This window comes from Nocardia sp. NPDC050713 (genome assembly GCF_040654315.1).
Classification (GTDB): Bacteria; Actinomycetota; Actinomycetes; order Mycobacteriales; family Mycobacteriaceae; genus Nocardia.
On record NZ_JBFAHS010000020.1, the window covers coordinates 21,870 to 47,045 of the forward strand.

At 69.5% G+C, this 25,176-nt stretch carries 23 protein-coding genes; 10 read left to right on the forward strand and 13 right to left on the reverse strand.

Annotation, left to right across the window (positions count from 1 at the left end):
* Positions 1–87: 87 nt before the first annotated feature.
* From AB0H49_RS29765 to AB0H49_RS29785, 5 genes are all read right to left on the reverse strand, one after another.
* A complete protein-coding gene (locus tag AB0H49_RS29765; protein ID WP_354998213.1) occupies positions 88–636 on the reverse strand; it encodes a ferritin in 549 nt (182 codons plus the stop codon).
* A 70-nt stretch (positions 637–706) separates the two neighbouring features.
* The gene (locus AB0H49_RS29770) at positions 707–1,252 is read right to left on the reverse strand and encodes a ferritin-like domain-containing protein (protein WP_354998212.1); all 546 of its coding nucleotides are present in this window, start codon (positions 1,250–1,252) and stop codon (positions 707–709) included.
* 9 nt (positions 1,253–1,261) lie between these two features.
* The gene (locus AB0H49_RS29775; RefSeq protein WP_357256239.1) at positions 1,262–2,467 is read right to left on the reverse strand and encodes an LCP family protein; all 1,206 of its coding nucleotides are present in this window, start codon (positions 2,465–2,467) and stop codon (positions 1,262–1,264) included.
* 663 nt (positions 2,468–3,130) lie between these two features.
* Complete coding sequence (locus AB0H49_RS29780) at positions 3,131–3,919, reverse strand: CPBP family intramembrane glutamic endopeptidase (protein ID WP_354998210.1); 789 nt, start codon at positions 3,917–3,919, stop codon at positions 3,131–3,133.
* Between the two features lie 152 nt (positions 3,920–4,071).
* Positions 4,072–4,833: a DUF2470 domain-containing protein gene (locus AB0H49_RS29785; protein WP_354998209.1), complete on the reverse strand. Its 762-nt coding sequence runs from the start codon at positions 4,831–4,833 to the stop codon at positions 4,072–4,074.
* Positions 4,834–4,955: 122 nt separating this feature from the next.
* On the opposite strand from AB0H49_RS29785, the gene AB0H49_RS29790 reads away from it, so the two are divergent.
* The 3 genes from AB0H49_RS29790 to AB0H49_RS29800 all read left to right on the forward strand — a co-directional run bounded on the left by AB0H49_RS29790 (position 4,956) and on the right by AB0H49_RS29800 (position 7,423).
* On the forward strand, positions 4,956–5,381 hold the full coding sequence (locus AB0H49_RS29790; protein ID WP_357256151.1) for a hypothetical protein: 426 nt from the start codon (positions 4,956–4,958) through the stop codon (positions 5,379–5,381).
* Between the two features lie 456 nt (positions 5,382–5,837).
* Entirely contained in the window at positions 5,838–6,752 is a 915-nt protein-coding gene (gene pheA, locus AB0H49_RS29795; protein WP_357256153.1) for a prephenate dehydratase, read from the forward strand.
* 5 nt (positions 6,753–6,757) lie between these two features.
* Positions 6,758–7,423, forward strand: a complete 666-nt coding sequence (locus AB0H49_RS29800; RefSeq protein ID WP_354998993.1) for a histidine phosphatase family protein — start codon at positions 6,758–6,760, stop codon at positions 7,421–7,423.
* Positions 7,424–7,532: 109 nt separating this feature from the next.
* Here AB0H49_RS29800 and AB0H49_RS29805 read toward each other — a convergent pair whose 3' ends face one another.
* The 6 genes from AB0H49_RS29805 to AB0H49_RS29830 all read right to left on the reverse strand — a co-directional run bounded on the left by AB0H49_RS29805 (position 7,533) and on the right by AB0H49_RS29830 (position 13,394).
* Positions 7,533–8,360, reverse strand: coding sequence for an ESX secretion-associated protein EspG (locus tag AB0H49_RS29805; protein ID WP_354998206.1), 828 nt, complete (start codon positions 8,358–8,360; stop codon positions 7,533–7,535).
* A complete protein-coding gene (locus AB0H49_RS29810; RefSeq protein ID WP_354998205.1) occupies positions 8,357–9,511 on the reverse strand; it encodes a PPE domain-containing protein in 1,155 nt (384 codons plus the stop codon). Before AB0H49_RS29810 ends, AB0H49_RS29805 begins: the two co-directional genes overlap by 4 nt.
* A 34-nt stretch (positions 9,512–9,545) precedes the next feature.
* The gene (locus tag AB0H49_RS29815) at positions 9,546–9,869 is read right to left on the reverse strand and encodes a PE domain-containing protein (protein WP_141807961.1); all 324 of its coding nucleotides are present in this window, start codon (positions 9,867–9,869) and stop codon (positions 9,546–9,548) included.
* Between the two features lie 192 nt (positions 9,870–10,061).
* On the reverse strand, positions 10,062–10,412 hold the full coding sequence (locus AB0H49_RS29820; protein ID WP_354998204.1) for a metallopeptidase family protein: 351 nt from the start codon (positions 10,410–10,412) through the stop codon (positions 10,062–10,064).
* 13 nt (positions 10,413–10,425) lie between these two features.
* Positions 10,426–11,568: a septum formation family protein gene (locus AB0H49_RS29825; protein ID WP_354998203.1), complete on the reverse strand. Its 1,143-nt coding sequence runs from the start codon at positions 11,566–11,568 to the stop codon at positions 10,426–10,428.
* A gap of 125 nt (positions 11,569–11,693) precedes the next feature.
* Positions 11,694–13,394 carry an aldehyde dehydrogenase family protein gene (locus AB0H49_RS29830; RefSeq protein ID WP_357256157.1) on the reverse strand — a complete coding sequence of 567 codons (1,701 nt, stop codon included), beginning with the start codon at positions 13,392–13,394 and terminating at the stop codon, positions 11,694–11,696.
* Between the two features lie 195 nt (positions 13,395–13,589).
* Here AB0H49_RS29830 and serS point away from each other — a divergent pair, with 195 nt between their 5' ends.
* From serS to AB0H49_RS29865, 7 genes are all read left to right on the forward strand, one after another.
* Positions 13,590–14,852 (forward strand): serine--tRNA ligase, encoded by a 1,263-nt coding sequence (gene serS / locus AB0H49_RS29835; protein ID WP_354998201.1) that lies wholly within the window; start codon positions 13,590–13,592, stop codon positions 14,850–14,852.
* Between the two features lie 85 nt (positions 14,853–14,937).
* Entirely contained in the window at positions 14,938–16,788 is a 1,851-nt protein-coding gene (locus AB0H49_RS29840; RefSeq protein ID WP_357256159.1) for a bifunctional diguanylate cyclase/phosphodiesterase, read from the forward strand.
* Between the two features lie 145 nt (positions 16,789–16,933).
* Positions 16,934–18,262, forward strand: a complete 1,329-nt coding sequence (locus AB0H49_RS29845; protein ID WP_357256161.1) for an MFS transporter — start codon at positions 16,934–16,936, stop codon at positions 18,260–18,262.
* A gap of 129 nt (positions 18,263–18,391) precedes the next feature.
* Complete coding sequence (locus tag AB0H49_RS29850) at positions 18,392–19,651, forward strand: oxygenase MpaB family protein (RefSeq protein WP_357256163.1); 1,260 nt, start codon at positions 18,392–18,394, stop codon at positions 19,649–19,651.
* 54 nt (positions 19,652–19,705) lie between these two features.
* On the forward strand, positions 19,706–20,701 hold the full coding sequence (locus AB0H49_RS29855; RefSeq protein WP_357256165.1) for a DMT family transporter: 996 nt from the start codon (positions 19,706–19,708) through the stop codon (positions 20,699–20,701).
* A gap of 199 nt (positions 20,702–20,900) precedes the next feature.
* Positions 20,901–21,932, forward strand: coding sequence for a MauE/DoxX family redox-associated membrane protein (locus AB0H49_RS29860; RefSeq protein ID WP_357256166.1), 1,032 nt, complete (start codon positions 20,901–20,903; stop codon positions 21,930–21,932).
* A 159-nt stretch (positions 21,933–22,091) separates the two neighbouring features.
* Positions 22,092–22,427: a calmodulin gene (locus AB0H49_RS29865; protein ID WP_354998195.1), complete on the forward strand. Its 336-nt coding sequence runs from the start codon at positions 22,092–22,094 to the stop codon at positions 22,425–22,427.
* A gap of 66 nt (positions 22,428–22,493) precedes the next feature.
* On the opposite strand, the gene AB0H49_RS29870 is transcribed toward AB0H49_RS29865, so the two are convergent.
* Both AB0H49_RS29870 and AB0H49_RS29875 read right to left on the reverse strand, forming a co-directional pair.
* Positions 22,494–24,029 carry a Rieske 2Fe-2S domain-containing protein gene (locus AB0H49_RS29870; protein WP_354998194.1) on the reverse strand — a complete coding sequence of 512 codons (1,536 nt, stop codon included), beginning with the start codon at positions 24,027–24,029 and terminating at the stop codon, positions 22,494–22,496.
* An 83-nt stretch (positions 24,030–24,112) separates the two neighbouring features.
* Complete coding sequence (locus AB0H49_RS29875) at positions 24,113–24,979, reverse strand: hypothetical protein (RefSeq protein ID WP_357256168.1); 867 nt, start codon at positions 24,977–24,979, stop codon at positions 24,113–24,115.
* Positions 24,980–25,176 lie beyond the last annotated feature (197 nt).

Below are 25,176 nucleotides of genomic sequence, written 5' to 3' on the forward strand. Positions count from 1 at the left end.
TCGTTGAGCGCCAGCTGAGGCAACCATCTCGGTCCGAACAGGCCCAGCTCGTCGCGAAGAGCTGGGCCTGTTTGCCGAAATGCCTTTTCAGATGTGGCCGCCCGCTGTCGAGGGCGCGCCCGAGGTATCGGCGGGAGAACTCATCTCCCGTGCGATGAAATTCTCCAGGTCGAACAGGTTCGAGCCGGCGCGGTCGGCGATGTTGAGCAAGGTCGTCATATTCGCGACCTCCTCGACCTGTTCCTTCAGGAACCACTGCATGAACTGCTCGCCGAGGTAATCGCCCTCTTCGCGGGCCGTGCTCGCCAACCGGATGATCTGGTCGGTGACGGTCTTCTCCTGGTTGAGAGCCAGGGCGATCGGTTCCCGAACATCGTCGAAATGCGACTTCGCCGGATCGATGCCGGAAAGCTCGATGCTGATATCCCGGTCGAGGAAGTACTGCACGATCATCATCGCGTGATTGCGTTCTTCCACGGCCTGCGCGTAGAACCGCTTGGCCAGCTGCGGCAGATCCGCATTGTCGAACCACACCGCGATCGCGATGTATTGGTGTTCGGCATTGAATTCGTGCCGGATCTGGTCGTGAAGCAGGCTGTGGAATTTGCTGCGTGGGGATTCCGGATGGCTGGACATGACGCCACATTAACGCTGGTCAGGGCGCGTGTCATCCAAGTGCACCCTTATTGAGGCTAGTATTGCCTAATTAAATGTTCGCTGCGCCAGCCATTTTCGGCGCCGAAATGTCGGGCTTTGCCGGAGCGCGTACCTCGCGCGCCACGAACTGTTCGACGTCGAAGAGGTTGCCCTCCCGGTCGAGCACCGTCAGCAGCGTCGTCATCCCGGCGACGTTGTCCAGCTGCGCTTTCAGGAACCACTGCGTGAACCGCTCGCCGAGGTAGTCGCCGCTCTCCCGCGCGGCCTTCGCGAGCGCGGTCACCTGTGCGGTGTATCCGCGCTCCGCCTCGAGCAGGAAAGCCATTGCGGCGCGCGGAGATTCGAAGTCGGAGCGGATCGAGTCCAGCCCGCCGACCCGGATCTCCAGATCCCGGTCGAGCAGGTACTGCACCATGCGCAGCGCGTGCCCGCGATGTTCCTCCGAGCGGGCATAGCAATGTCGGGCCAACTGCGGGAGCCGGTGCGAGTCGAAGTAGACCGCGCCGGCGAGATACTGCTGCGCGACGGTGAATCCGTGCCGGATCTGATCGCGCAGCAAGGCCGGGAAGGGCGGGGCGCCATCGGTGTCGGACATACTCCGACGCTACCGCGTGAGCAGCTCTTCCGGGATGGATCTGTCGTCCGCGAGCGCCTCGAAGAACGCGCCCGCCTTCGTCTTGTCCCAGAGCAGCACGTTGCCGATGCCGGAGACGTCGTCGAATCCGCCGACCGGCACCGTGGTCGCGACCGTGTCGCCGCGCATCGCCCAGCCGAGGCGGCCGAGGTCCCAGATGTGATCGCCCTCGTCGACTTTCAGCGAGCGCGCCGTGTCGCCCGCCAGCGGCCACAGCTTGAACGGATTGGCCAGGGTGGCGCCGCTGGTCGCCTTCTGCAGCAGGGCGGCCATGAAGAGACGCTGGTTGTTCATCCGGTCGATGTCGGCGAGCGCGGTCGCCCTCGACCGCACGAAGCCGAGCGAATCCGGTCCGTTCAGCTTCTGGCAGCCCGCCTCCAGGTTGATCCCGGCGAGCGGGTCGTCGATGGGCTTGGGCACGCAGACGTCGATACCGCCCAGCGTGTCGACGATGCCCGCGAAACCGGCGAAGCCGATCTGGGCGTAGTGGTCGATACGCAGGCCGGTCGCGACCTCCACGGTCTGCACGAGCAGCTGCGGCCCGCCGATCGCGAACGCCGCGTTGAGCTTGTCCTTGCCGTGGCCGGGGATGCCGACGTAGGAGTCGCGCGGCAGGCTGACCAGCGTGGTCGGGCCCGACTTCGGGATGTGCACCAACATGATCGTGTCGGTGCGCTCCGGCCCGACCTCGCCGCCGGTGGCCAGCTCCTGCTCCTGTTCGGGGGAAAGCCCGCCGCGACCGTCGGAGCCCACCAGCAACCAGTTGGTGCCCGGGGTGTTGCCGACTCGGTCGGTGTATCCGGCCAGGGCGTCGATGCGGGTGAGCTTGCCGTCCAGGTTGATCACCGCTGCGACCGAGCCGACGACCAGGAGCAGCAGGAACACCAGGAACCAGCGGAACGGACGCCGCTTGCGGCGCGGGCGCGGAGCGCGATCGGCGCGCGGGGGAGCGGCGGGCGGCGGCGGTGTGCCACGGCGTCCGCGCGGGCTCGGGGCGTGGGTGCGCGGGACGGGATCGTGGAATGGCTCGGGTTGTTGCGTCGGTGCGTACTCGGGTTCGGCTTTGCGCATGCGCGGGGGTGCTTCGTGCGAGTCCCGGGGGACCTGCGAATAGGCGAGGGCCTGGGCGTTGGGGTCGGCACCGTCGCGGCGGAGGATTTTGGTGGTCCGATCGATTCGGCCGTGCGGAGGGTGGCCGTGTTGGGCGGCCGCGTCGCCGTGCGGCGGGGCGGCGCTGTAGCCCGCAGCGGCGTGACCCGGGCCGGGAGCGTCGGCTCGGCCCGAGCGCGGGATATCACCTCGGCCATGGGGCGGTGGCGGGACGGCGGTGCGGCCGTGCGGCGGTGCACCGGCGTGGCTCGATCGCTGGGTAGCGGCTTGATCTGGGGGAGGCGCGGCGGACCGGCCTCCGGGCGGGGCGGCGCTGGCCTGCGGGGTCCGACCTGGCGGCGGTGCGGCGTGGCCCGGACGTGCGGTGGCAGCGTGGCCTGGCGGCGACGGGTGCCCACCCTGTGGCGGTTGTGCGGGGCGGCGCTGTGCGGGCGGAACGGCATCGCGGCCGTGGGGCGGGTTGGCTCCTCGGCCGTGTTCTGCGGGCGGGATGCCCTCGCGGCCGTGCGGCGGGTTGGCCCGGCCGCGTTCCGAAGGCGGGACGGCGCCTCGGGGCGGTGGCGGGGCGGCGGCGCCTTGCTGGGGTGGTTGCGGCACGCCGGGTCGGCCCTGCGGCGGCGGCACCCGGCGCGTCCGCGCGTTGCGGGGGTCGTCGCCGTTCATCACACTGACTCTACTGATCGGGGGCGGCACTGGTTTCTTCGATAATCACCCGGCCGGGGGTTTCCGTTACGGCAGCCAGGAAACGTGTCCGCGCAGCGCCGTGTAGCCGATGTAGGCGACCGCGTCGATGGTCGCGTGCGCCAGGATCAGCGGCCACAGCCGGTTGGTGCGTTGCCAGTAGCGGCCGAAGATCAAGCCCATCACGAGGTTGCCCAGACCGCCGCCGAGCCCCTGGTAGAGGTGATAGCTGCCACGTAGCAGCGCCGAGGCGGCCAGCGCGGAATTCTCCGTCCAGCCGAGTCTGCGCAGCCGAGTGATGAGGTACGCGACCACCAGGATCTCCTCGGCGAACGAATTCGCGCAGGCGGACAGGATCAGCACGGGCAGCCGCCACCAGTGCTCGTCCAGCGAACTCGGCACGATCGTCACGCTGAACCCCATCGCGTGCGCGACCAGATACAGCCCGAGCCCCGGCAACCCGATGATCGCGGCCAGTACGAGTCCGGGCACCCCGTCCGCCTTCGGACGGAACCGCGCGAGTCCGATCAACCGCGGCCCGATCCCGCTGCGCCACAACAGGTACAGACCCAGCGCCGCCCACCCGGCCAGCCGCAGCACCCCGAGCACCTGGAACAGCAGATCGATCAGCGAATGGTCGGAGCGCGAGGCGTTCAGCGCGACCGTCCGCCCACCGACGCCTCCCGGCCCCAGCGCACTGTCCACCAGCGAAAGCGCCGCGCTGACCCCGCTCAACCCGAAGGTGACGGTCAGCACGATCGCGATCTCGATCCGAATCCCGAGACGCTCCCGGTCCGTCAACTCGGATTCGCCAGGGGCATCCGACTCAGCGCGCATGCGTCGAATCTAGCGACGGGTCCGCGTCCGGGCGCTCGTCACCCGTTTTCGACGAGGCCACCACGCAGGCGCCCACTTCCGATGGGGGTCGATCGGCCGAGTCGCGGTCGCTTCTGCCAGCTCCGGCGGAGGCGACCGATCCACGGCCGCGGTCATATGCGGCGGAGGCCGTTGAGGAAGGGGCAACCCGCCAGGGTGCGGACGGCGCGGCTCAGGGATTCGATGTCGTTGGCCGGGGCGCTGAACGGAAGGCGGAAGTCGTGGTCGCCGTCGTGACCTTCGACGCGCAGGGTGACGCCGTAGCGGTCGATGGCGAGCGGGTGCACGGTGCCGGTCTGCAGGCGCGGCGGCAGGTGGCGGGCGAGCTGGGCGATGACGTCGGCGTGGTCGGCGTCCATGTGCTGCAACCAGGCCGACTCCATCGTGCAGAACGGGTCCGGCTGGGCGAGCCGCAGTTCCTCGACGCAGACCGCTTCGGCGCCGGTGGAGTCGGCCATGACGGCGCTGTTGATCACCAGGCGCAGCAGCGTCGAGGTGTGCCCGACGTCCAGCAGCGCGGGGTCCGGGTTGTCCTTGGCGACCTCGCCCGCCAACGCGCGCTGGGCCTGCACCGGCACGGAGCGCACGGTTCCGCGCAACCACACCAAGGCGCGGACCGGCTCGCGCAGCGGCAGCGGCGCGTGATCGGTGAGTTCGAGCACCGCCGCCGCGCCACCGGGCCCGGAGTTACCGATCAGCACCGCGGCGAGCGAGCCGTTCGGCACCGCCACAACCACATCCCCGCACTGGCGCAGGTGATGCACCGACGTCGGGGTCGGGTCGATGCCCGGCAGCGCGAGAACCGCCTGCTCCGCGTGGGCGCACGCGCTGCGCACCCGCTCGGCGGTGCTAGGCGCGACGGTCGGATTCGGCATGCGGACCTCCGTGGTGATGGCGGCGGCGTCAATTAGGTAAACCTAAGCTAAGTGAGCCGCCCTCGATCTGCAAGCGTTACCTTCCGGCTGATTCCAGAATCTGGGCCCGCTACGGTGATCTCGTGGGAGATGCGACACCAACGGCAGGCCACGGCGCGAACGAACCGGTGCTGGTCACGCTGTCCACCCCGGCCCGGCGCAGCCTGGTCGACGGGCTCGTCCGCCCCGTCGGCTCGGTTCCCGAGGTCCCGGCTTTGGACGCCGCCGCTCCCGACTCCGAGATCGCCGACTTCCTCGCCGCCATCGCGCACTCCGATACCGGATTCGTCGCGCGCACCGACGATGGTGAGCGCGCGGTCGCCATCGTTGCCGCGACCGCTGCGGCGTTGTGCGGTGAGGACATTCGGGATGCGCTGGTTCGGCCGGACATCGGCTTTTTGACGGGGTTGAAACCGCCGGCGGTCGAGGCGGTTCGGGGGGTTCTGCTTGCTGTGGAGACCGGTGCGTCGGATCGGGTTCGCGCTGCGTTGGATGTGCTTGCGCCCTGAGTTGTTGTCCGCTTCGGGGGTGTGGCGGTCTGGTGAGCTGACGGTTTCCGAAGTGGGCGGCTTCGGAAGGGCGCGCTGCCTTGTTCGAAGCTGACTGCTTTCTCTCACCTCCTTCCGGAAATCACCAGCTACTCACCCCGAAGAACGCGACCACAGCCAGATGACCACGCCGGGAGACGCGCCTACGTCCAATGACGGCGGGAGGTAAGTCGGGTACGGCACCCGACGTGCCCAGCACCGTTCGAGGAGAACCTGGGTAGGAGCTCGTGAATGCGCAGGTGAACCCGAGGAACAACGTCCCTCGACACACACGCACACCAACTCGACGACGAACGCCCGATCAAGCACCGGGACCTGACGCGCACTAGATTCAGGACCGCTGACCGGCACCCCCAGCGAAGGACGCACCCCCACGAACCGGTTTGCTGTCTCCTCACCGCTTGTAATGTCGTAGGCGTGCCGCGCATCGCGTATTTCGGACCGTCCGGAACCTTCACCGAGATGGCCCTCGCCAAGCTCGAGTCCTCGGCGGTCTTCGACGGACCCGTCGAGCGGGTCGCCGCGCCCAGTCAGGGCGCGGCGCTGGATCTGATCCGGTCCGGTGATGTCGACGGCGCGGTCGTTCCGATCGAAAGTTCCGTGGAGGGGTCGATCTCGGCGACGCTGGATTCGCTGGCCATCGGGCCGCGGTTGCAGATCGTCGCGGAGACCGAGCTGGAGGTCAGCTTCACCATCCTGGCGCGGCCGGGCACCGAGCTGGCCGACGTGCGCACGCTGGCCGCGTACCCGGTGGCCGCCGCGCAGGTGCGGATGTGGATCGCGCGGCGCTTGGCCGACGCGGAGATCTACACCTCGGCCTCGAATGCCGCCGCCGCCGAGGACGTCGCGGAAGGGCGCGCCGACGCGGCCGTCTCCACCGCGCTGGCGGGGGAGCGGATCGGGCTGACCGCACTGGCTTCCGGTGTGGCCGATCACGAACAGGCGATCACCCGCTTCGTGCTGGTGACCCGGCCGCGTGTGGCCCCGGCGGCGACCGGCGCCGACCGCACCTCGATCGTGTTGGAGCTGGCGAACGAGCCCGGCTCGCTGATGCGCGCGTTCGCCGAGTTCGCGACGCGCGGCATCGACCTGACCAGGATCGAATCCCGGCCCACCCGAACGGGTATGGGTACCTACCGGTTCTATCTCGACTGCGTCGGGCATATCGATGACACTGCGGTGGCCGAGGCGCTCAAGGCGCTGCACCGCACGGCCCGGATCCGTTTCCTCGGTTCCTGGCCCGCGACTTCGGCGACCGGGACGCCGCCGCCGTCCGACGAGGCGGCCGCGGAGTGGCTGACTCAGTTACGAAAGGGGGTGGCGGACTTATGAACGAGATCGCGGGCAAGCTGATCCTGGTCCGGCACGGGGAGACCGAAGGCAACGTCGCCAAGATTCTCGACACCAGGGTGCCCGGACTGCCATTGACCGAACGCGGTGCGGCCCAAGCGAAGACGTTCGGTTCGAACCTGATCGCGCCCCCACGCGCGCTGCTCTCCTCGGCCGCCCTACGCGCCAGGCAGACCGCGAGCTACATCGAAGCGGCGACCGGCGTCGCGGCCGACGTCCTCGACGACGTGCACGAGGTCCAAGTCGGCGAACTGGAAGGGCTGAACGACCCCCATGCGCACCGGACCTTCCAGCGCATCTACCGCGCCTGGCACGAGGGCGACCTGACCGAGCGAGTCCCCGGCGGCGAAAACGGCGAGGACGTCCTGGCGCGATTCCTCCCGGTCATCGAAACCCTGCGCACGTCCTTCCTGCTGCCCGAGGCGGGCGGCGGCGACGTGCTGCTGGTCAATCACGGCGCGGCGATGCGATTGGTCGCGCGCACCCTCAGCGGAGTGGCGCCGCCGTTCACCACGAACAACCACCTCGACAACACCGAAACCATCGAACTGGTCCCACGCCCCGACGGCGGCTGGGACTGCATCCGCTGGGGCCGCTTCGTCCCACCCTTCGGCTACGAGGTCTCACCCACCGCCGACGACCCGATGGGCTGAGAACCTGAGTTCGCCGCCATGCGCGGGCCGCTGACGGACCAAGTCCGCCAGAACCCGAACCCTCGAGCCTTCGACCCCCCCGAACCGCCGAACCTCGCTGAGCCCCGAACTACTTCGCCACTCCCCGCGGAAAATCCTCCCGCTCCGGCAGCGTATTCATCAGATCCAGCAACGCCGTCCGCAGCCGCGCCGTCGTACCCGAACTGATCGACGACCACTTCGTCCCGTCGTCGGCAACACTGGCCGTGATCAGGAACCGCCCGTTGCGCGTATTGAAGATCGCGATGTGATTGTCCGAGATGTCCCGGGTCCCGTCGCCGTACGCCACGCCGGAAATCTGTGCGTGCGAATGGATTTCGACCAGCGCCGAGGCCAGCGTCTGCGCGTCGCGATTCGGGTTGCACACCTTCGCCAACCGGTTGGCCGTCGCCGCGGCGTCGCCGGTCTCGTTGAATATCGGGGCGAGCAACTCGGTCTCGACGTTCATGCTTTCCAGCTCGAGCGGCTCGGCCGGACCGAGCGCCGCGACGATCGGTCCCGGCAGATCCTCTTCCACCTCGTCGATGACGTAGGACTCCGGCCCGCGGAGGGCGACGACCACCAGGTCGTCACCCTTCGCGAGACACAACCGGCTGACCTGTCCCTCGACGTTCCACCGCAGCGCGAGCACCCAGTGCGGCCGGTACAGCGTCCGCAACCGGTCCTCGAGCTCCCGGTGGACGATGCCGTCGATCAGGAAGTCCCGCTCGGTGAGCGACTGGGCGGCCACGTCCATCGCGGCGTCGTGGTCGGTCTGGTTGTCGTAGCGACCCATCGCTTGCAGCACGACGGGAAGCTCGTCGAACTCCAGTTTCTCCAGGAGAAACTGCATTTCGTCGAGCGACAACGTGACGCCCCCGAGCATCGACGGGCCGCGGCCCGCACCCAGAATCGTCACTTAGCCGTCCCGGCAGGGTCGGCGCCGATCACGCCATCGGCGGAGAAACGACCGTCGGTGAAGTGATCGCCGCGCAGGTAGTCCGCGCTCTTGTGCACCGACTCGTCGTCCTCGGCGCCGCGCGTGTTCCCGAGCAGCGGGCTGCCCGCGGGGTTGGTGGCGGCCGGACGGACCGGCGCGGCATCGACCCGGGCGACGACCTCGGCCACCGGAGCCGCGGCGGGCGCGTTGGTCGGCAGACCCGAACCCCAGCCGTCCGGCAGCTTCAGCGAGCCGTTGTTCAGGTTGACGCTCGGTCCGAAGGTCGCCGAGCGGGTCGAGGCTGCGGTCGCCGCGGCGCCCGCCATGCCGCCCGCCATCATCGTCATCGGCGCGGCTGGCGCGACGCTCGGCGCGCCCACGCTGGTGACGGCCGCGATCGCGTTGGCGCCGAGGTTGCCGACGGTGCTCACGCCACCGGTGGCGACGGTGCCCGCCACGTTGGCCACCTGGGTCGCGACGCTGGCGACGGCCGGGTTGTTCACCACCGAGACGGCGGTCGCGATGGCCGACTGCACCGGGTCACCCTGGAAGGTGGCCTCGGCCGAGCCGGGATCCGCGGCGCCCGCGCCGTTGGCGATCGGCGGCGGGTTGTAGAACTCGCCGGGGGTGGTGACGGTCGCGGTGGTCGCGGCCTCGTAGGTCTCCATGACCAGCGCGGCGCGGATGTCCATCGCGTGCTTGGCGAGTTCCGCCGCCTCCCACGCGCCCGACACCGCGCCCGCGGGGTTCGCGGAGACGAAGACGGCGGTGTTGGTGGCGACGATCTCCGGCGGACTCGGCATGGTCAGCGCGGCGACGGTGTAGGCGGTGGCGTTCGCCGCGGCCTTGGCTCCCATCGAGGCGGCCATCACGCCCTGCTGCTCCGCCCAGCCGGTGAATCCGACCAGCCGGGACAGCGCCGCGATGCCGTTGACACCCTGCATGCCGACGCCGAGCTCGGCCATCACGCGGGTGACGGTCGCGGTCGCGTCGACCCAGGCCGCGGTGAGCCCGCCCCACGCGGTGGCGGCGGCCGAGATCGGTACGGCGTGCGCGCCCGAATGGAGCAGCGCGGAGTTCACTTCGGCCATGCGGGGCAGCCAGAACACCCCGGTGATACCTGCGGTCATGCTTGTTTCTCCCCTTGTGTCTCGATGTCCGCGATCAGGCGCCGATGGTGCCCGCGACGCCGTGCATCACGCCCGCCTTGACGACGTCCTCGGCGACGTGGGTGGCGAGCTGCATGCGCAGGACGGCGGCGGCATGGTGCAGCTCGAGAATGCCCTGGGCGACGGAGCCGTCGTGCGTCGCGGCGGCCTTGTTGAAGTGGTGTGCGGCGAGCAGCGACACCTCGTCCGCGCCGGACGGCAGGACATGCGTCGCCGGGGCGGTCACCGCCGCGGCGGCAGCCAGTCGTTCGGCCAGCAAGTCCAGCTCGGCAGCGGCGGCGAGGATGATCTCGGGCGAGATCGAAACGTGGCCAACCATTACTCGACTCCTTCTAGTGGCGGCTATGGGGCGGAACCACGAGAATTCCCCCTACGAGTGATAGGACGCGACAGCCACGCGATCGGTTCCATCGAATCCCCTACTTCTTTGCGATCTTGCCAGCCGTCCGCGCTCCCCTGCGCACCGTGTCCGTCCGGATGAACGCGGCTCGCACAGACGACTTGGTAAAGACTAGCCCCATCCCAGCTGATGCAACCGGTCTTCGTCAATGCCGAAATAGTGTGCGATCTCGTGGATCACAGTGACAGCGACCTCTTCGACGACCTCCTCGTCGTCGGCGCAGATCTCCAGAATCGCGTCGCGATAGATGGTCACGGTGTCGGGAAGGGAGCCGCCGTATTGACTGTCCCGCTCGGTCAACGCGATTCCGTGATAGAGCCCGAGCAAATGCGGGTCTTCCATATTGCGAGGTTCGATCAGCACGACGACATTGTCGATGGCGCGCGCGAGCTCGGCCGGAATCAAATCGAGTGCGTCGGAGACCAGTTCCTCGAACCGGTCTTCGGACATGAAGACCGCCATGGGTACACGCGCCCTACCGCGGCCGCGGTTGCGGCGGCAGCGGAGCGGCGCCGGGCAGCGGCGCGGGGGTGGAGCGACCCGAATTCGGCGGCGGCACAGGGGCTTGGCCGTTGATCAGGATCTCACCCTTGGCCGTACCGGTGATGGGCGCGAAACCCTCACGGTCGGTGCCCTTGCCGATCATGCAGTCCAGCTTACGGCTGCCCGCGAGCCAACTGCGCGCGTCGACGTAGTCGAAGAACAGCGTCAGCGTCTTGTCGCGGATCGCCTCGGGGGAGCCGAGGTAGTCGGTGGCCGCGTTGGCGCACTGCTCCTCGACGTACTTGTCCTGCTCCTCCTTGGCGGGCGGACCGCCGGTGAAATGCGCGCCGAGATCGACGGTCGCGATGATCTCCACCGCGTGCGCCTGCGCGCAGTCCACCGGATCGGTCGGCAGATTCTGGTTGATGCCGAGACAGGTGCCCGCCTGGAAGACTCTGGACTGGTCGTGTTCCACCGCGCTGCCCTGCGAGGGCAGCGGCGTTCCGGTGCTGCCGGAGAACTGAAGACCGCAGCGCAGGGTGCGGTCGCCGTTCTTCCAGCCCTCCGGACTCGGATACATCAGGCCGACGACATAGCGACCGCGCGGGTCGAACTTCCCGTTCATGTACTGCTGCACCGAGGGCACGCAGTGCTCTTCCTTGAGCTCGGTGAGTCGCAACGAGTCCGGGAAGCGCGAGCCGGGCCCGAATTCGACGCCCGGGTACCTGCTCATGTCGATGTCGGCGGCGACCTCGAACAGGTGCCTGCTGCCGCAGGACACCTTCACCAGGTCGCTGCGGTCGGGTTTGGTCCAGCTCAGGCAGTCGCCCTTGGACGCGGTGCCGAACTCCTTGTCCAGCACGGTGTGCGCGGGCGCGCCCGGGTTGTGCGCTTCCAGGCCTGCCTCGTTGTCGAAGCCGGTCACGAAGAGCGTGACCAAAGCCGCGGTGACGGCGCCCGCCGCGACGGCGAGCAGACCCCAGCGCAGCGTCGGCGCGGACAGGTGCAGTCCGCCGCCGTCGGTCAGCGCTTGGCGCGCGGACGTCAGGGATCGAGGGAACGAACCCGAGCGCGCCGATGCACCCGCCGGCGACTTCTCGGGCTGCGGAGTCTGGGACACATCATCGGAGGACATCGCGGTCCATCATGGCAGCGTCTGCCCTCCGGTGCCACGACCTGGCCGAATCCGCGCGTCTAGGTTCTGTCTCGAGTTTCGTCCGGCGCATCCGCGGATGATCCGGCCGGACTGCGAGACAGGGCCTAGCCGCGGAACGCGGAAAGGAACAATCCGGGCAGCCGCGCCGGATTTCGGTCGGCGTAGAACTCGGTGAGCTTGCGGCCGGTCGTGGCGGCGGTGCTGTTGTCGACGAACCACGGCGGTTTGGGCGAGAGCGCGAGCTCGCCGCCGAGCAGCGACCGAGGCGCGGGCCGGAACGGTCCGCGCACCACGGTGCGTTCGACGTCGTCGAGCAGGAAGGCGTTGTGCACCACGCCGATTCCGCTCTGCACGTCGTCGACGGTGTGGCCGGGGAAGGCGCCCCAGCTCGCGCGCGGTGACAGGAAGGCGAGGCCGGTCCACGCGTTCACCGCGACGGTCCCGTAGCGAAGACGCTCCACCGCGCGATCGAAGGCGGTGCCGAGCCTGCCGATCGTCTTGGGATCGGCGAGCACGTTGGCGCCGAGGGTTCCGGTCAGCTCGGTGTTGGCGAAATCGACCGCGCGTTCGAGGAATTCGCCGCCGCGCCCGGGCAACTCGACCACGCCGAGCACCGGCGAGAAGTACTCGGTGCGCAGCAGGGGCGTTTCGGCCGACGGCAGACCGTCGATCAGCACCCGGCCTTGGCCGAGCCGCTCTGCCGTCGGATAGGAGGCGAGCGCGTCGGCGACGCGGGTTTCGCTGCCCGGGTAGTAGGCCGTCCGCTGCGGCGCCAGCTCGAGCGCCGTGCGCAGTTCGTCCAAGAAGCGGTCCTTCTGCGGCCAGTCGGCGGCGAGCACCACGGCTTGCGCGGCCACGCAGTTGTAGCCGCCGTTGTGCAGCCGCTGGGTCGCGATGTGCCGGGCCTGGTAGCTCAGGTCGGCGTCGGACCAGTCGCCGGGGACGACGATGGTCGGGGAGACGCCGCCGAGCTCGCTGGTGATCGGCTTGTCCAGCAGCGGCGTGCCCGCCCGCCGGTTCGCCTCGCCCTCGGCCCCGCGTCCCCAGACGATCGCGTCGTGGGTGTTGGCGCTTCCGGTCATGTGCACGTGCGCGACATCGGGATGGCGAACCAGGTAGCCGCCCGCCTCCGCGCCGCCGACCAGGATCCGCAGCACGCCGAGCTCGATGAGCGGCGCGAAGATCATCTCGAACACCGTGAACAGCGGATCGGTGATCGGGTTGAGCTTGAGCGCCACGACGCGGTTGTGCGCGTACAGCTCGTAGAGGGTGTCCAGCGGCGGGATCGAGGTGATGTTTCCCGCGCCGAGCACCGCGCCGATGCCGCCCGTCGCGGCGGGATCGAGCTGACCCAACCCGGCCTGGCGGCGTGCGGTGGCGGCGTCCACCCCCGGTCGCAGCCAGACCTCGCCGCGGAAGCCGCTGAGCAGCAGCCGGTCGTAGACGTCGAGGGGCAGGATCGGCACCGCGACCCGGTCGCCGGGCGCGGTGGTCAGCCGGACGCCGTCCAGCGGGCTGCGCCCGGCCTCCAGTTTCGCCAGGGTGGCCGAGAGGGCTGCGGTGGCCTGCAGGAGCGTCAGCGGGCCGGACATCCACTCCTCGCCGACCAGCGGCGAGTCCGCGTCCAGGTCCTTGACGGTGCGAGCGGCCTGCACCCAGTCACCGGCGAAGCGGCCGGTGCGTTTGTGGATCTCGTCGAGCAGTTCCCTGCGCTTGCCCAGCGGGGTGGCCGCCCAGGTCTTCTCGCCCGCGGCCAAGTCGGCCAGGGCATTGTCGATGGTCGTCTCGTCGAAAGTCGTGCCCACAAGCCAACTATGCGCGCGCAGCGCCCCGAGTGGCCAGGAACTGGACATATCGGCGCAAACAGGTCGGCGGAGCGCGCCGGCCGGAGTCCATCGGCGGTCACGACGGAAGGCCGAGCTACGCCGATCGGACCCGCTGAACCCGCAGACCGATATCGGGGTGAAGTGCCGACGGTCCGCCGACTAGGCTGATAGCCCATGATCGACCTCCGACTCCTGCGGGAAGACCCCGACGTGGTGCGCGCCTCGCAGCGCGCCCGCGGCGAAGACCCCGCCCTCGTCGACGCCCTCCTGGAGGCGGACGCCGCGCGCCGCGCCGCGGTCGCCACCGCCGACAACCTGCGTGCCGAGCACAAGGCGATGGGCAAGCTGGTCGGCAAGGCGTCCAAGGAGGAGCGCCCCGCGCTGCTGTCGCAGGCGCAGGAGATGTCGGTGAAGGTCAAAGAGGCCGAGGTGGCTCAGCACGCCGCCGACGCCGACCTGGACGCCGCGCATCGCGCGATCTCGAACGTCGTGCAGGACGGCGCGCCCGCGGGCGGCGAGGACGACTACATCGTCCTCGAAACGGTCGGCACGCCGCGCGAATTCGATTTCGAGCCGAAGGACCATCTGGAACTCGGCGAGGCGCTCGGCCTGATCGACATGGAGCGCGGCGCCAAGGTGTCGGGCGCCCGGTTCTACTTCCTCACCGGTTACGGCGCGCTGTTGCAGCTGGGTCTGCTCCAGCTGGCCGCGCAGAAGGCCGTCGCCAACGGCTTCACCATGATGATCCCGCCGGTGCTGGTGCGCCCGGAGATCATGGCGGGCACCGGCTTCCTCGGCCAGCACTCGGCGGAGGTCTACCACCTGGCCGACGACGACCTGTACCTGGTCGGCACCTCGGAGGTGCCGCTGGCGGGCTACCACTCGGGCGAGATCCTCGACCTGAGCGGCGGCCCCAAGCGGTACGCGGGCTGGTCGTCGTGCTTCCGCCGCGAGGCGGGCAGCTACGGCAAGGACACCCGCGGCATCATCCGGGTGCACCAGTTCGACAAGGTCGAGATGTTCGTCTACACCACGCCGGACCAGGCCGAGGCCGAGCACCGGCGCCTGCTCGACTGGGAGCGCGAGATGCTCGCCGCCATCGAGGTGCCTTACCGCATCATCGATGTCGCCGCGGGCGATCTCGGCAGTTCGGCCGCGCGCAAGTTCGACTGCGAGGGCTGGGTGCCCAGCCAGCAGACCTACCGCGAGCTCACCTCGACCTCCAACTGCACCACCTTCCAGGCCCGCCGCCTCGCCATCCGCTACCGCGACGAGAACGGAAAGCCGCAGATCGCAGCCACTTTGAACGGAACGCTGGCGACAACACGCTGGATCGTCGCGCTGCTGGAGAACCACCAGCAGGCCGACGGTTCGGTGCGCGTGCCCGAGGCGCTGGTGCCGTTCGTCGGCACCGACGTGCTGCGACCCGCGGGCTGACCACGGGCAATAGCCACTGGTTCGCCACGGGTGGATTCCGGGGATGTGGCAACCAGTGAGATGCCTTGTGTCTAGGCTGTTCCCCGTGCGAGGAATCGGGGCGCGCGGCGATACCCGAACCCGGGTGCGGGCGGCATCGGCGCTGGCGACGGCAATGGTCATGGCTCGAACCACCGGGGCGTTCTACGTCATGGGTGGTGTGCTTGGCCTGGTGATCACGGCCATCGCACCGGGCGACGAGGGTAATCGGCCACTGGTCGGGACGGCGGCGGCGATCGCGCTGGCGCTGGGTCTGACGCTGCTCGCGTGGGGTCCGCGCCTGCCGCATTCCATCCACCACGGCTACGTGGCGATCGCGACCGTGCTGGTGACGATCGCGGTGCATTCGTTCCCGAACACGGTCGGCGGCATCAGCCTCGCCTCGTTCTACGTCTTCATCGCCTGCGACGCGGCCCTGTTCTTCCGGTGGCCGCAGGCGATGGCGCACATCGCCTTCGCCATGGCGCTGTGTCTGTGGGCGCTGCCCGCACGCGACCTGCCCTGGTGGTCGGGCATGATCCCGGCGGGCGTGACATTCGGCGTCGGCGTCGTCGTCGGCATCCTGACCAGGATGGCCTCGGAAGCCGATATCGACGTGCTCACCGGACTGTTGAACCGCCGCGGCTTCGACCGCGCGCTGAACACCGCGATCGCGCAGGCCACCCGCAACGGGCAGGGCCTTTCGCTGGTGCTCGTCGACCTCGACCGCTTCCAGAAGATCAACGATCATCTCGGCCACCGCGCGGGCGACGCGGTCTTGCAGCGCGTGGCCGACACCTGGTCCAAACTGCTGTCCGAGGAACAGCGGCTGGCGCGCTACGGCGGCGACGCCTTCGCGCTGCTGTTGCCGAACACCACCGAACAGGCCGCGATCCTGCTCACCGAGCAGTTGCGGGCGGCCGTCACCACCGGCTGCTCGGCGGGTGTCACGTCGTGGCAGCCCGGCGAGTCCGGCTCGCTGCTGGTGAGCCGGGCCGATGTCGGTCTTTACCGCGCCAAGCAGGCCGGTCGCAACCGGACCGTGCTGGAGTCCTCCAGGCAGCTGCCGCTGGCGGTCGAACTGCGCGAGGCCATCGACCGCGGCGCGCTGGACGTGCACTACCAGCCGATAGTCAGCCTGACCGAGGGCGGCGGCAAGGCGGTCGGCGTCGAGGCGCTGCTGCGCTGGTCGTCCAGCGCGCAGCCGGACGTCACCACCGAGGGACTGATCCGGGTCGCGGAGGAATACGACCTCATCTCCGATCTGGACGAACTCGTGCTGCGCCGCGCCTGCGCCGACGCGGCCCGCTTGCAGGAGACCTTCGCGCAGCTGGACCTGACGCTCAACGTCAACGTCAGCGGGCTGGAACTGGCCGAAACCGGTTACGCCGACCGGGTTTCCGACATTCTCGCCAGCACCGGATGGCCCGCCGACCAACTGGTGCTCGAGGTGACCGAGAGCGAACTGGCCGCCGAATCCCAGACCGCCATCGCGAATCTGCACACCCTGCGGGACCGAGGCGTGCGCATCGCCATCGACGACTTCGGCACCGGCTACTCCTCGCTCAGCCGCCTCGCCACCCTGCCGAGCGACATCATCAAGGTGGACCAGTCCTTCGTGGCGGCCATCCGCTCCGATTCCCCGGCCCCGCCGCTACTCGGCGTGATCGCGGCGCTCAGCAGCGCGCTCGATCTACAGGTCATCGCCGAGGGCGTGGAGACCGAGTACCAGGCCGCGGTGCTGACCGAGCTCGGTTTCGCGCTCGCCCAGGGGTACCACTACAGCGATTCGCATCCGGTGTCGGATCTGATCAACGACCTGAACGAGGGGCAGGGCCGGGTCGGCTCCGGGTTCGCCGACCGGGAGATCGGCGACGATCCGATGCCCGCGGCGAACGGCTGGCTGCCGCTGGGCTGAGCCCCGGAAAATCGCTTGACGCGGACGCGGCCCGGCGTCGAAGCTGGAGGACATGCGCTTGATCATCAACGGTTATTGAGCTGCACGCGCACCCTCCACGCGACGTGGTCGTGATCACGGTGTCCGTGGTCTCACCGCGCGTGCGGTGCTGTTCAAGGGATCGCGCGATCTCATCCCGCTCTACGCGCTCTACGCGCTGCTGTTCGCCGAACACGGCCTGAACACCGCGCAGATCTCCTCGCTGCTCGCACTGTGGTCGATCACCGCGTTCGTCCTGGAGGTGCCCTCGGGCGGCTGGGCCGACACGGTGTCCCGGCGCGGCCTGCTGATCCTCAGCGGCGTGCTGGTGCTCGGCGCGTTCACGCTGTGGACCGTCGCGCCGTCCTATCCGGGCTTCGCGATCGGCTTTGTGCTGTGGGGTGTGTCCAGCGCCCTGGAGTCGGGCACGTTCGAGGCGCTGATCTACGACGACCTGGTCGCCAGGGACGAACCCGCCGTCTACCCGCGCATCATGGGCTACGCCCGCGCGGCGGCGGAAGCCGCGGTGGTGGTGGCGATCCTGGCCGCGACGCCGTTGTACGCGGTGGGCGGATACGCGCTGGTCGGCTGGTCCAGCGTGGCGATCGCGGCGTTGCACGTGCTCGTCGCGGTGTCGCTGCCGAGTGCGCCGAAGGCGGCGTCGGTCGACGATCTGACCGACGACGCGCCCGATGCCGTCGCTGTCGTGCCCGGTCATCCCGTCGTGCCCGGCGACGGCCGAGCCCCGGCGGCGGGCGAACGGATCGGTGTGCGTACCTCCGCCTTCGCTCCGGCCATGCGCGTCTTATTGACCCGGTACCTGACCATGCTGCGCACCGGCGTCGGCGAGGCGATCCGGGTGCGGCGGGTGCGCAACGGCGTGCTGCTCGGCGCGCTGCTCTTCGGCATCACCGCCTACGACGAGTACTTCGCGCTGCTCGCGCAGTCCGCGGGCGCGCCGACCGTGGTGGTTCCGCTGCTGGTCGGGCTCACCGTCGTCGGCTCGCTCACCGGTTCGCTGCTGGCCGGGCACACGGCTCGGCTGTCGGCCCGCACCATCGCCGCGGCCGTCGCCGTCGGCGGATTGCTGTTCATCGGCGGCTCGCTGATCTCGGGACTGGCCACCGATCGCCCGGCCGCGGTGTACCTGCTGACCGGCATCGGTTTCACCGCGATCGGCATCGGCTACGGCGTCGTGCTCAACGCCGAGGTGGTCGCCGAATCCCGATTGCAGGACGCGATCGAGGGACCGGCCCGCGCGACCGTCACCTCGGTGTCCGGTCTGCTCTCTGAGGTGGTGTCGCTGGTGATCTTCGGCTTCGTCGCGCTGGCGACGATCCGGCTCTCGATGGCGACGACCTTGGCGCTGCTCGGGCTGGTCATGTTGGCGATCGCCGCGCTGACCCCCGCTTGGTTGCCGCCGCCGGTGGTGCGCTCCGCGGCGGGACAGCGGTGATCGGCGCGTTCCTATGAGCTGGGCGCTCGCATCTGGCAGAGCATATTGCCAGATATGGGAATTTGTGGGACGGTCGAGTCCGAACGCGCTGATATCGGGCGCGAACCTCGAAGTGATGGGTGCAATGCAATGGCGCATGACAACCGGAAGTTCCTGCCGACTCCGAAGCTGTTCACCGAGTTCCCGTTCAAGTACGCGGTGCCGGTGCTCGCGCCGGGCGACCTGCGCTGCACCGCGACGCAGCGGGACTCCTTCCGCCGATTCGCCCAGGTCGGCGACCCCCTCGCGGACGACGTGGTGGCGATGATCCAGCGGCTGCCGGTCGGCGAGGGCCGCCGGATGTTCGAGACCGCCGTGGTGCGCGGCATCGCCGAGGTGCCCGACGCGCCGCGCGAGCTGCGCGCGTTCTTCGAGCAGGTGGAGGCCGAGCCGTACTGGCTCGACCGGACCAAGATCGAGCGCGGGGCGCGGGTCGTCGGCCGGACCAGCGTCTGGGGCGGGATCGCGATGGGGATGTTCGCGCTGATGGGCGGCTATCTCGCGTCCCGCGCGGACAAAACGCTCGTCGGCACCGGCGATCTGGACGCGATGGCGCCACGCAGGCTCGCGGAGACCACGCAGTGGTGGCTCGATGTCACGACGCCCGGCTCGCTGGAGCGCAACGGGGTCGGCTACCAGAGCGTGCTGCGGGTGCGGCTGATGCACGCGCTGGTGCGCTCGGGCATGAACCGCCGCCCCGACTGGGATTACGCGGCCTGGGATCAGCCGGTCAACCAGGTGCTCACCGTCGGGACCCTCGGCCTGTTCTCGATGGCGAACCTGGTCGGCGCGCAGGCGCTCGGCCTGCGGTTCTCCGCTCGCGAGAAGGACGCCGTCTTCCAGCTGTGGCGCTACGTCGGCTTCCTGCTCGGCATCGACCCGCAGATCCTGCCGACCTGCGAGACCGACACCTGGCGCTCGTTCTGGATCCTGGCCGACACCGAGTTCATCCCCGACGAGGACTCCCAGCGCCTCGCCCAAGCGCTGATCCCCGCGGCGGGCGGACTGTTCATCGGCGACCGCACCCCGGCGCAACGCGCGATCCGCCACCTGCTCACCCAGTACATGGTCGCTTACAGCCGAATCGTGCTCGGCCGCACCAACGCCGACTTCCTCGGCCTGCCAGACAGCCGCTTCTTCCAGTCCGCCGTCCTGGCCACGGCCGTGCTCAACGGCGCGCTGGAAGTCCCGCGCCGCGTCATCCCGGGCGCCACCCGGCTGAACGAGAACGTCGGCGCCCGCGTCCGCACCCGCCTCGTCCGCGGGTCGATCGCCCGCAACGGCGGCGACCGCACGTACGCCAGGCACGACCGCTTCGCCGCCGACCGCGAGGCTTTGCGCGCGGGTTGACGTGGCGCGCATCGCTCCTGCGGCGGCCCTCCACCCAGCGGGTACGGTGCGGAAATGAGCGGGCGGACGAGACTCGGGTTGGGGTGCGGGTTCTGCATCGGGGCGGGTGTGGCGGTGCAGGCGCGGGTCAACGGTGCGCTCGGGGTTCGATTGCAGGATGGGATCGCCGCGGCCACGGTCAGTTTCGGGACCGGGTTGATGTTGCTCGCCATCGCGTTCCTGCTCAGTGCACGGCTGCGCGCGGGGCTCGGGGCGGTGGGGCGGGCGTTGGGTGATCGGACGTTGCGCTGGTGGCAGCTGCTCGGTGGGTTGTTCGGCGCGTTCTTCGTCGCGTGCCAGGGGCTGACCGTGGCGGCGATCGGCGTCACCGCGTTCACCGTCGCCGTCGTCGCCGGGCAGCTGTCGAGCAGTCTGGTCGTCGACCGGCTCGGTCTGGCGCCCAGCGGCGCGACTCCGGTCACCGCGCTGCGGGTCGGTGGTGCGGCGCTCGCCGTCGGTGCGGTCTTCGTCGCCGTCGCCGACCGCTCGGGCGCGACGCCGGGCGCTCTCGCCCTCCCCGAATCGCTGCGCGCGGTCCCGTCCACGCTGCTCATCGCGCTGCCCGCGCTGGCGGGCATCGGCCTGGCTTGGCAGCAGGCCGTGAACGGACGCGTCGGCGCGGTCGGCGGATCGTTCTCGGCCGCCCTGGTGAACTTCGCCGTCGGCTTGCTCGCCCTACTGGTCATCGAGTCCGCCCTGCTGATCGGAACCAGCGGCCTCGGCGAATTCCCCACCGAACCGTGGCTCTACCTCGGCGGCGCGATCGGCGTCGCCTTCATCGCCCTCGCCGCACTCACGGTCCGCTGGATCGGCGTGCTGCTGCTCGGACTCACCTCGGTCGCGGGCCAACTCGCCGCCGCCATCGCCCTCGACCTGCTCACCCCGACCGGCCCGCCCCTGTCACCGTGGTCGATCCTCGGCTGCCTGCTCACGTTCGCGGCGGTCGCTCTCGCCGCGAAGCAGCGGCCCGGCGCGGACTTCACATCTCCCGAGTCCGAGTCCACAAACTGACCAACTTCCCGGGCATGCCGGGTCGGCGCGCGGCGGCCCGGTCGACTGGCGTACAGCAACTCGTGACGTAGAAGCGGCCGGAAACCGGCCGAGTTCGAGCGCGGCAGACCGGCGCTTGTCGTTTGCTCTCCGCAACACCTCGAATACTCTTCCGGCGATTCCGTTTTGGAATAACCGCTGATGTGGGAGGGTGCGGCCCATGCTGATCGAATACGGGGTGTGGGTGACGCGGTTGGCGCTCGCCGCGGTGTTCGGGTTGTCGGCCTGGGGAAAGCTGGCCGATCGCGCCGGGACGCGGCAGGCGGTGGGGGACTTCGGGGTGCCGGTGCGGTGGGTGCCCGCCGTGGCGTCGGGACTGCCGGTCGTCGAGGCGGTGCTCGCGGCGGGCGTCGTCCTGCCGTGGACGGCCGCGGCGGCGGCGATCGGCGCGCTGCTGCTGCTGACGGTGTTCACCGCGGTGATGGTCCGGCTGTTGCGGCTCGGGGAACGTCCAGCGTGCTCGTGCTTCGGTGCGGCCAGCGCGATGCCGATCGGCGCGCGCAGCATCGCACGCAACGGTGCGCTGATGCTGCTCGCGGCGCTGGCGCTGTGGGGCGCGTTCGCCCATCCGTCGGTTCCCGCCGGGCTGCCCGCCGATGCCGCGACCGGGCTGGCGCTCGTCGCGGCGCTGTGCGGCGCCATCGCGTGGCTGGTCGGCCAGGTCGGAGCGCTGCGCCGACGGCTGGACGAGCAGGCGCTGTCCACGCTGGGCGCCGAGGGCCTTCCGGTCGGATCGGTCGCGCCGGAGTTCGAGTTGCTCGACGTCGCGGGTGACCGCACGAACCTCGCGGACCTGCTCGCGGCGGGGCGGCCGGTGCTGCTGGTCTTCGTGCATCCCGGCTGCGAGCTGTGCGCCGCGCTGGCCCGCGAGCTGCCGCGCTGGCAGGCGCGTACCGCGCTGACCATGGTGGTCGTCGGGAACGGTGACGCCGTCGAGCAGGCCGCTTGGGGCGTCGAACAGGGCCTCGGCGACATCCCTTCGCTGGTCCAGCAGGGCAACGAGGCCGCACTGCGGTATCGCGTCCGCGGTACACCGTCGGCCGTGCTGATCGACGCCGACGGACGGGTCGCCGCGCCCGTCGCACGGGGCGCTATCGCGACCCGCGAGCTGATTCTCGCCAGGAAATCCGTCCGCGCTCAGCTTTCCTCTCGAAGCAACGGCCAGCGCGCCGCCGCCAACGGCCGGAGCTGACCCACCCGGCACGTTTTCCGTCGAGGAAACCGACCGAAAGTCCAAATCAATTGTCGCGCATCGAATTTCGCGAACAGCAGCCCTCGTCCACCGATACGATCGGACAGCATCGATGCAGAACCGCGCGGACCAACCAACCACCTTCGGTAGGGAGATGTCATGGCGGACTTCGCATTCACCGATTACTCGGGCAAAGAATTCATCATCCGGCTGACCAACGAGCAGCGCATCGAAGAAGCGCGCCGCATCCTGTCCGGCCAGGAGACGATGTCGACCCATGTCATGGGCCGGATCAGGAAGACTACAGCCGACTACAACCCGGGGTGGAGCTTCCACTTGGACCCCGACACGATCACCTTCTTCACTGTGGCGATCGAGGTGTGCGACTCGAGCATCTACTACGTCGAGGACCATCTGGACGAGGCGTGCGGCGCCTTCCTACCCGGCTGCTTCTGGTGTCCGTGGTCGTCCAAGCTGACCCGAGAGATCCGCTGATCAGCGAAGTTGTTCGCAGCGGACCCCGGTCGACGACCACCGGCCGGGGTCCACTGAAAACCCGGCTCAGAGCTTGCGTGACCGCAGCTCGTGCCCCTTGGACGTCTTGCACCGGCCCGACTCCAGATCCCACTGCCAGCCGTGCAGGTTGCAGGTGAGGGTGTTCCCCTCCACCACACCGAACTTCGACAGGTCGGCCTTCAGGTGCGGGCAACGCCGCTGCACTTCCCAGCCCGCGAGCTCGGTCGAGGCCGAATCGTCGTGCGCCTCGGAGAACCAGCCGTCGGCGTAGGCGATGCGCTCGTCGGTGAGGCACTTGAAGAAGGTGTAGAGGAATTCGTTGTAGCCGCCGATGCGCCACGCCTGGAACCGGGTGGACAGGAAGATCGTGTTCACCCAGTCGGGCTCGTCGTCGCGCAGCACCGTGCGCACCAGCTCCGGCGCGATGCGGAAACCGTAGCGGTACTTGCCTTCACCCTCGATGGGGGCGCGCACCGCCCGCTTCGGGAAGTCGAGCACCACGGTCTCGTCGCCGATCACCAGGCCGACGGGGTAGCCGATGCCGTCGCAGATCAGGTCGCTCTGCGCCATGATCGGCTCGAACAGTTTCTTCAGCGGCTCCAGCAGCGAGCCGTCGCCGGTCGCCCAGGACGCCTTCTCGGCCTCGATCACCGGAGCCAGACGCTCGGCCATTCGCTCGATGTAGCCCGCCTTGTCGGCGTATATCTCGGCCGGGTCGAACGGGTGGGTGAGCGACAGTTCCTTGCCGTGCACGTCGGCGACCGAGCCGGGGATCATCAGGATCCCGCCCTCGTTGCCGTGGATCTCCATCTGCTCCAGGAACACCATCTGGTCCGGGAAGATGTTGCCCTCGTCGCCGCGGTCGTCGTTGAGGTAGCGCAGTTCCGGGTCGAGGAACACCGGCGGACCCGCCGACGGCACCACCCAGGTCGCCCCGACCTGCTCGATGTAGCTGCGCGCCCGGTCCATGCCGCGCTGGCGCTTCTGCTTGCCGAAGTTGGACTTGGTGCGGGACGGGATGTCGTAGACCATCGGGTACCAGATGGCGCCCGAGTACTGGAGCAGATGGATGTCTACGTGGCCGAACGCGTCGTGCAGGACGTCCATGTCCACCGGGCGGGCGTCGTTCATGTTGAAGCAGACCGTCTCACCGTCGGAGACGACCAGGCCCGAATCGCCGATCGGTCCGTCGGCGGGCGCGCGCAACGCGATGATCATGATGTCCAGCTCGCCGCCGGGACCGGTCACCGTGTGCTTGACCGAGTCCTCGGTCTCGACGAACTTGTGGAAGCCCAGCTTCTCCAGCTCGCGGCGCAGATCCGGCACGGGGTAGTCCGGCAGCAGCACCGTCGCGTCCTTGTTGACGTGCTCGGCCAGGTGCTTGGCGTCGAAGTGATCGCGGTGCAGATGCGAGACGTAGAGGAAATCGCAATTGCCCAGCTCGTCCCAGTCCAGCTGGGTGTTGTCGGGGAACGGGACCCACGAAGCGAAGTACGCGGGGTTGACCCAGGGATCGCAAAGGACCGATCCCGCCGCGGTTCGAATGTGGAATCCGGCGTGTCCGACGCTGGTGATCTGCACTAGCTGTTCCTCCTACGCCTGAGGGGCGTTGCCAGCCACCCAGGTTAATAGCTGCATTCCCATGACGACGCTCACGGTGCCCGCTACGGGGAGACGTCGCCGATGCAGTAGCCCTCGTCACCCTCGGCCAGCGTGAACGTGCGGATCTTGGTGACGCCGGAGGAGTTGGTGATCGGCACCTCCACGGTGAGGTAGCCGGAGCCGAGGCGATCCGAGAAGATCTGCTGACCGGCGAAGTCGGTCGCGCCGGTCAGCTTGCCCGGGTTGTTCGCCAGCGGCGGCTGGGTCGGGCTTCCGGTGCCGTCCGGGTCCCATTCGGCGGGGGTGGCCTTGCAGACCAGCGGGTAGTCGCCTTCCTTGTCGGCCGGGTCGAGCGGTTCGCCGACGAAGCGGGCCAGGTAGCGGCGCACCATGTGGCGGGCGTCGGCGTCGTTGGGGCCGATCTCCGTGCCGGCGGGGAACACGCGCGGACAGGCGTAGCCGGTGGCGATCGCGTCGCGCTCCACGGTGACGGTGACCGCCCTGCCCTTCCAGGTGACGGTCTTCGCCGTGGCGGTGCCGGGCTGGGCGATGGTGGCGAGGATGGTCTGCTTGTCCTCGTACATGTCGGCCACATTGCCCGGCGCCATGGTCCAGCACTTCTCCTGGAGTTCGGCGATGGTGGCGGACTCCAGGTCGGCGGCCCAGCGCCGCAGCGCGGTCGCCGCCTCCGGGACGCCGGGCACCGCGCCGACCTCGGGGGCGTCGGCGGGCGGCGGGGGGAGGGTGCTCGTTTGCGCGGTGGTGGGGGCCGCCGAGGGGGTCGCGGCGGGTGGGGTCGTCAGCGCTCTCGCGGGCGCGGGGTCGTCGCCGGGGATGCCCGAGACGGAATCGCACGCGCTCAGGAGTAGCGCGCCGCCGAGTGCCAGCGCACCGGCGAGCGTCCGCGCGCCGCGGGGTCGTCGGCCCACCGTGCTCGAGTGGGCGTGTTCGTCAGGCGCGCAGGTCCGTCCGGCCACGTGTTCGCGAACGGCGGCTCGGCGTCGGCTGGGTGCCGCGGGTTGGTCGGTGCCGAGGGCGGCGCTGTCCGGTGCGGCCGTGCTCCGGCGGCCCTGTTCGTCAGGCGTACCGGTCTGTCCAACCACGTGTTCGCGCGTGGGCGCGTGGG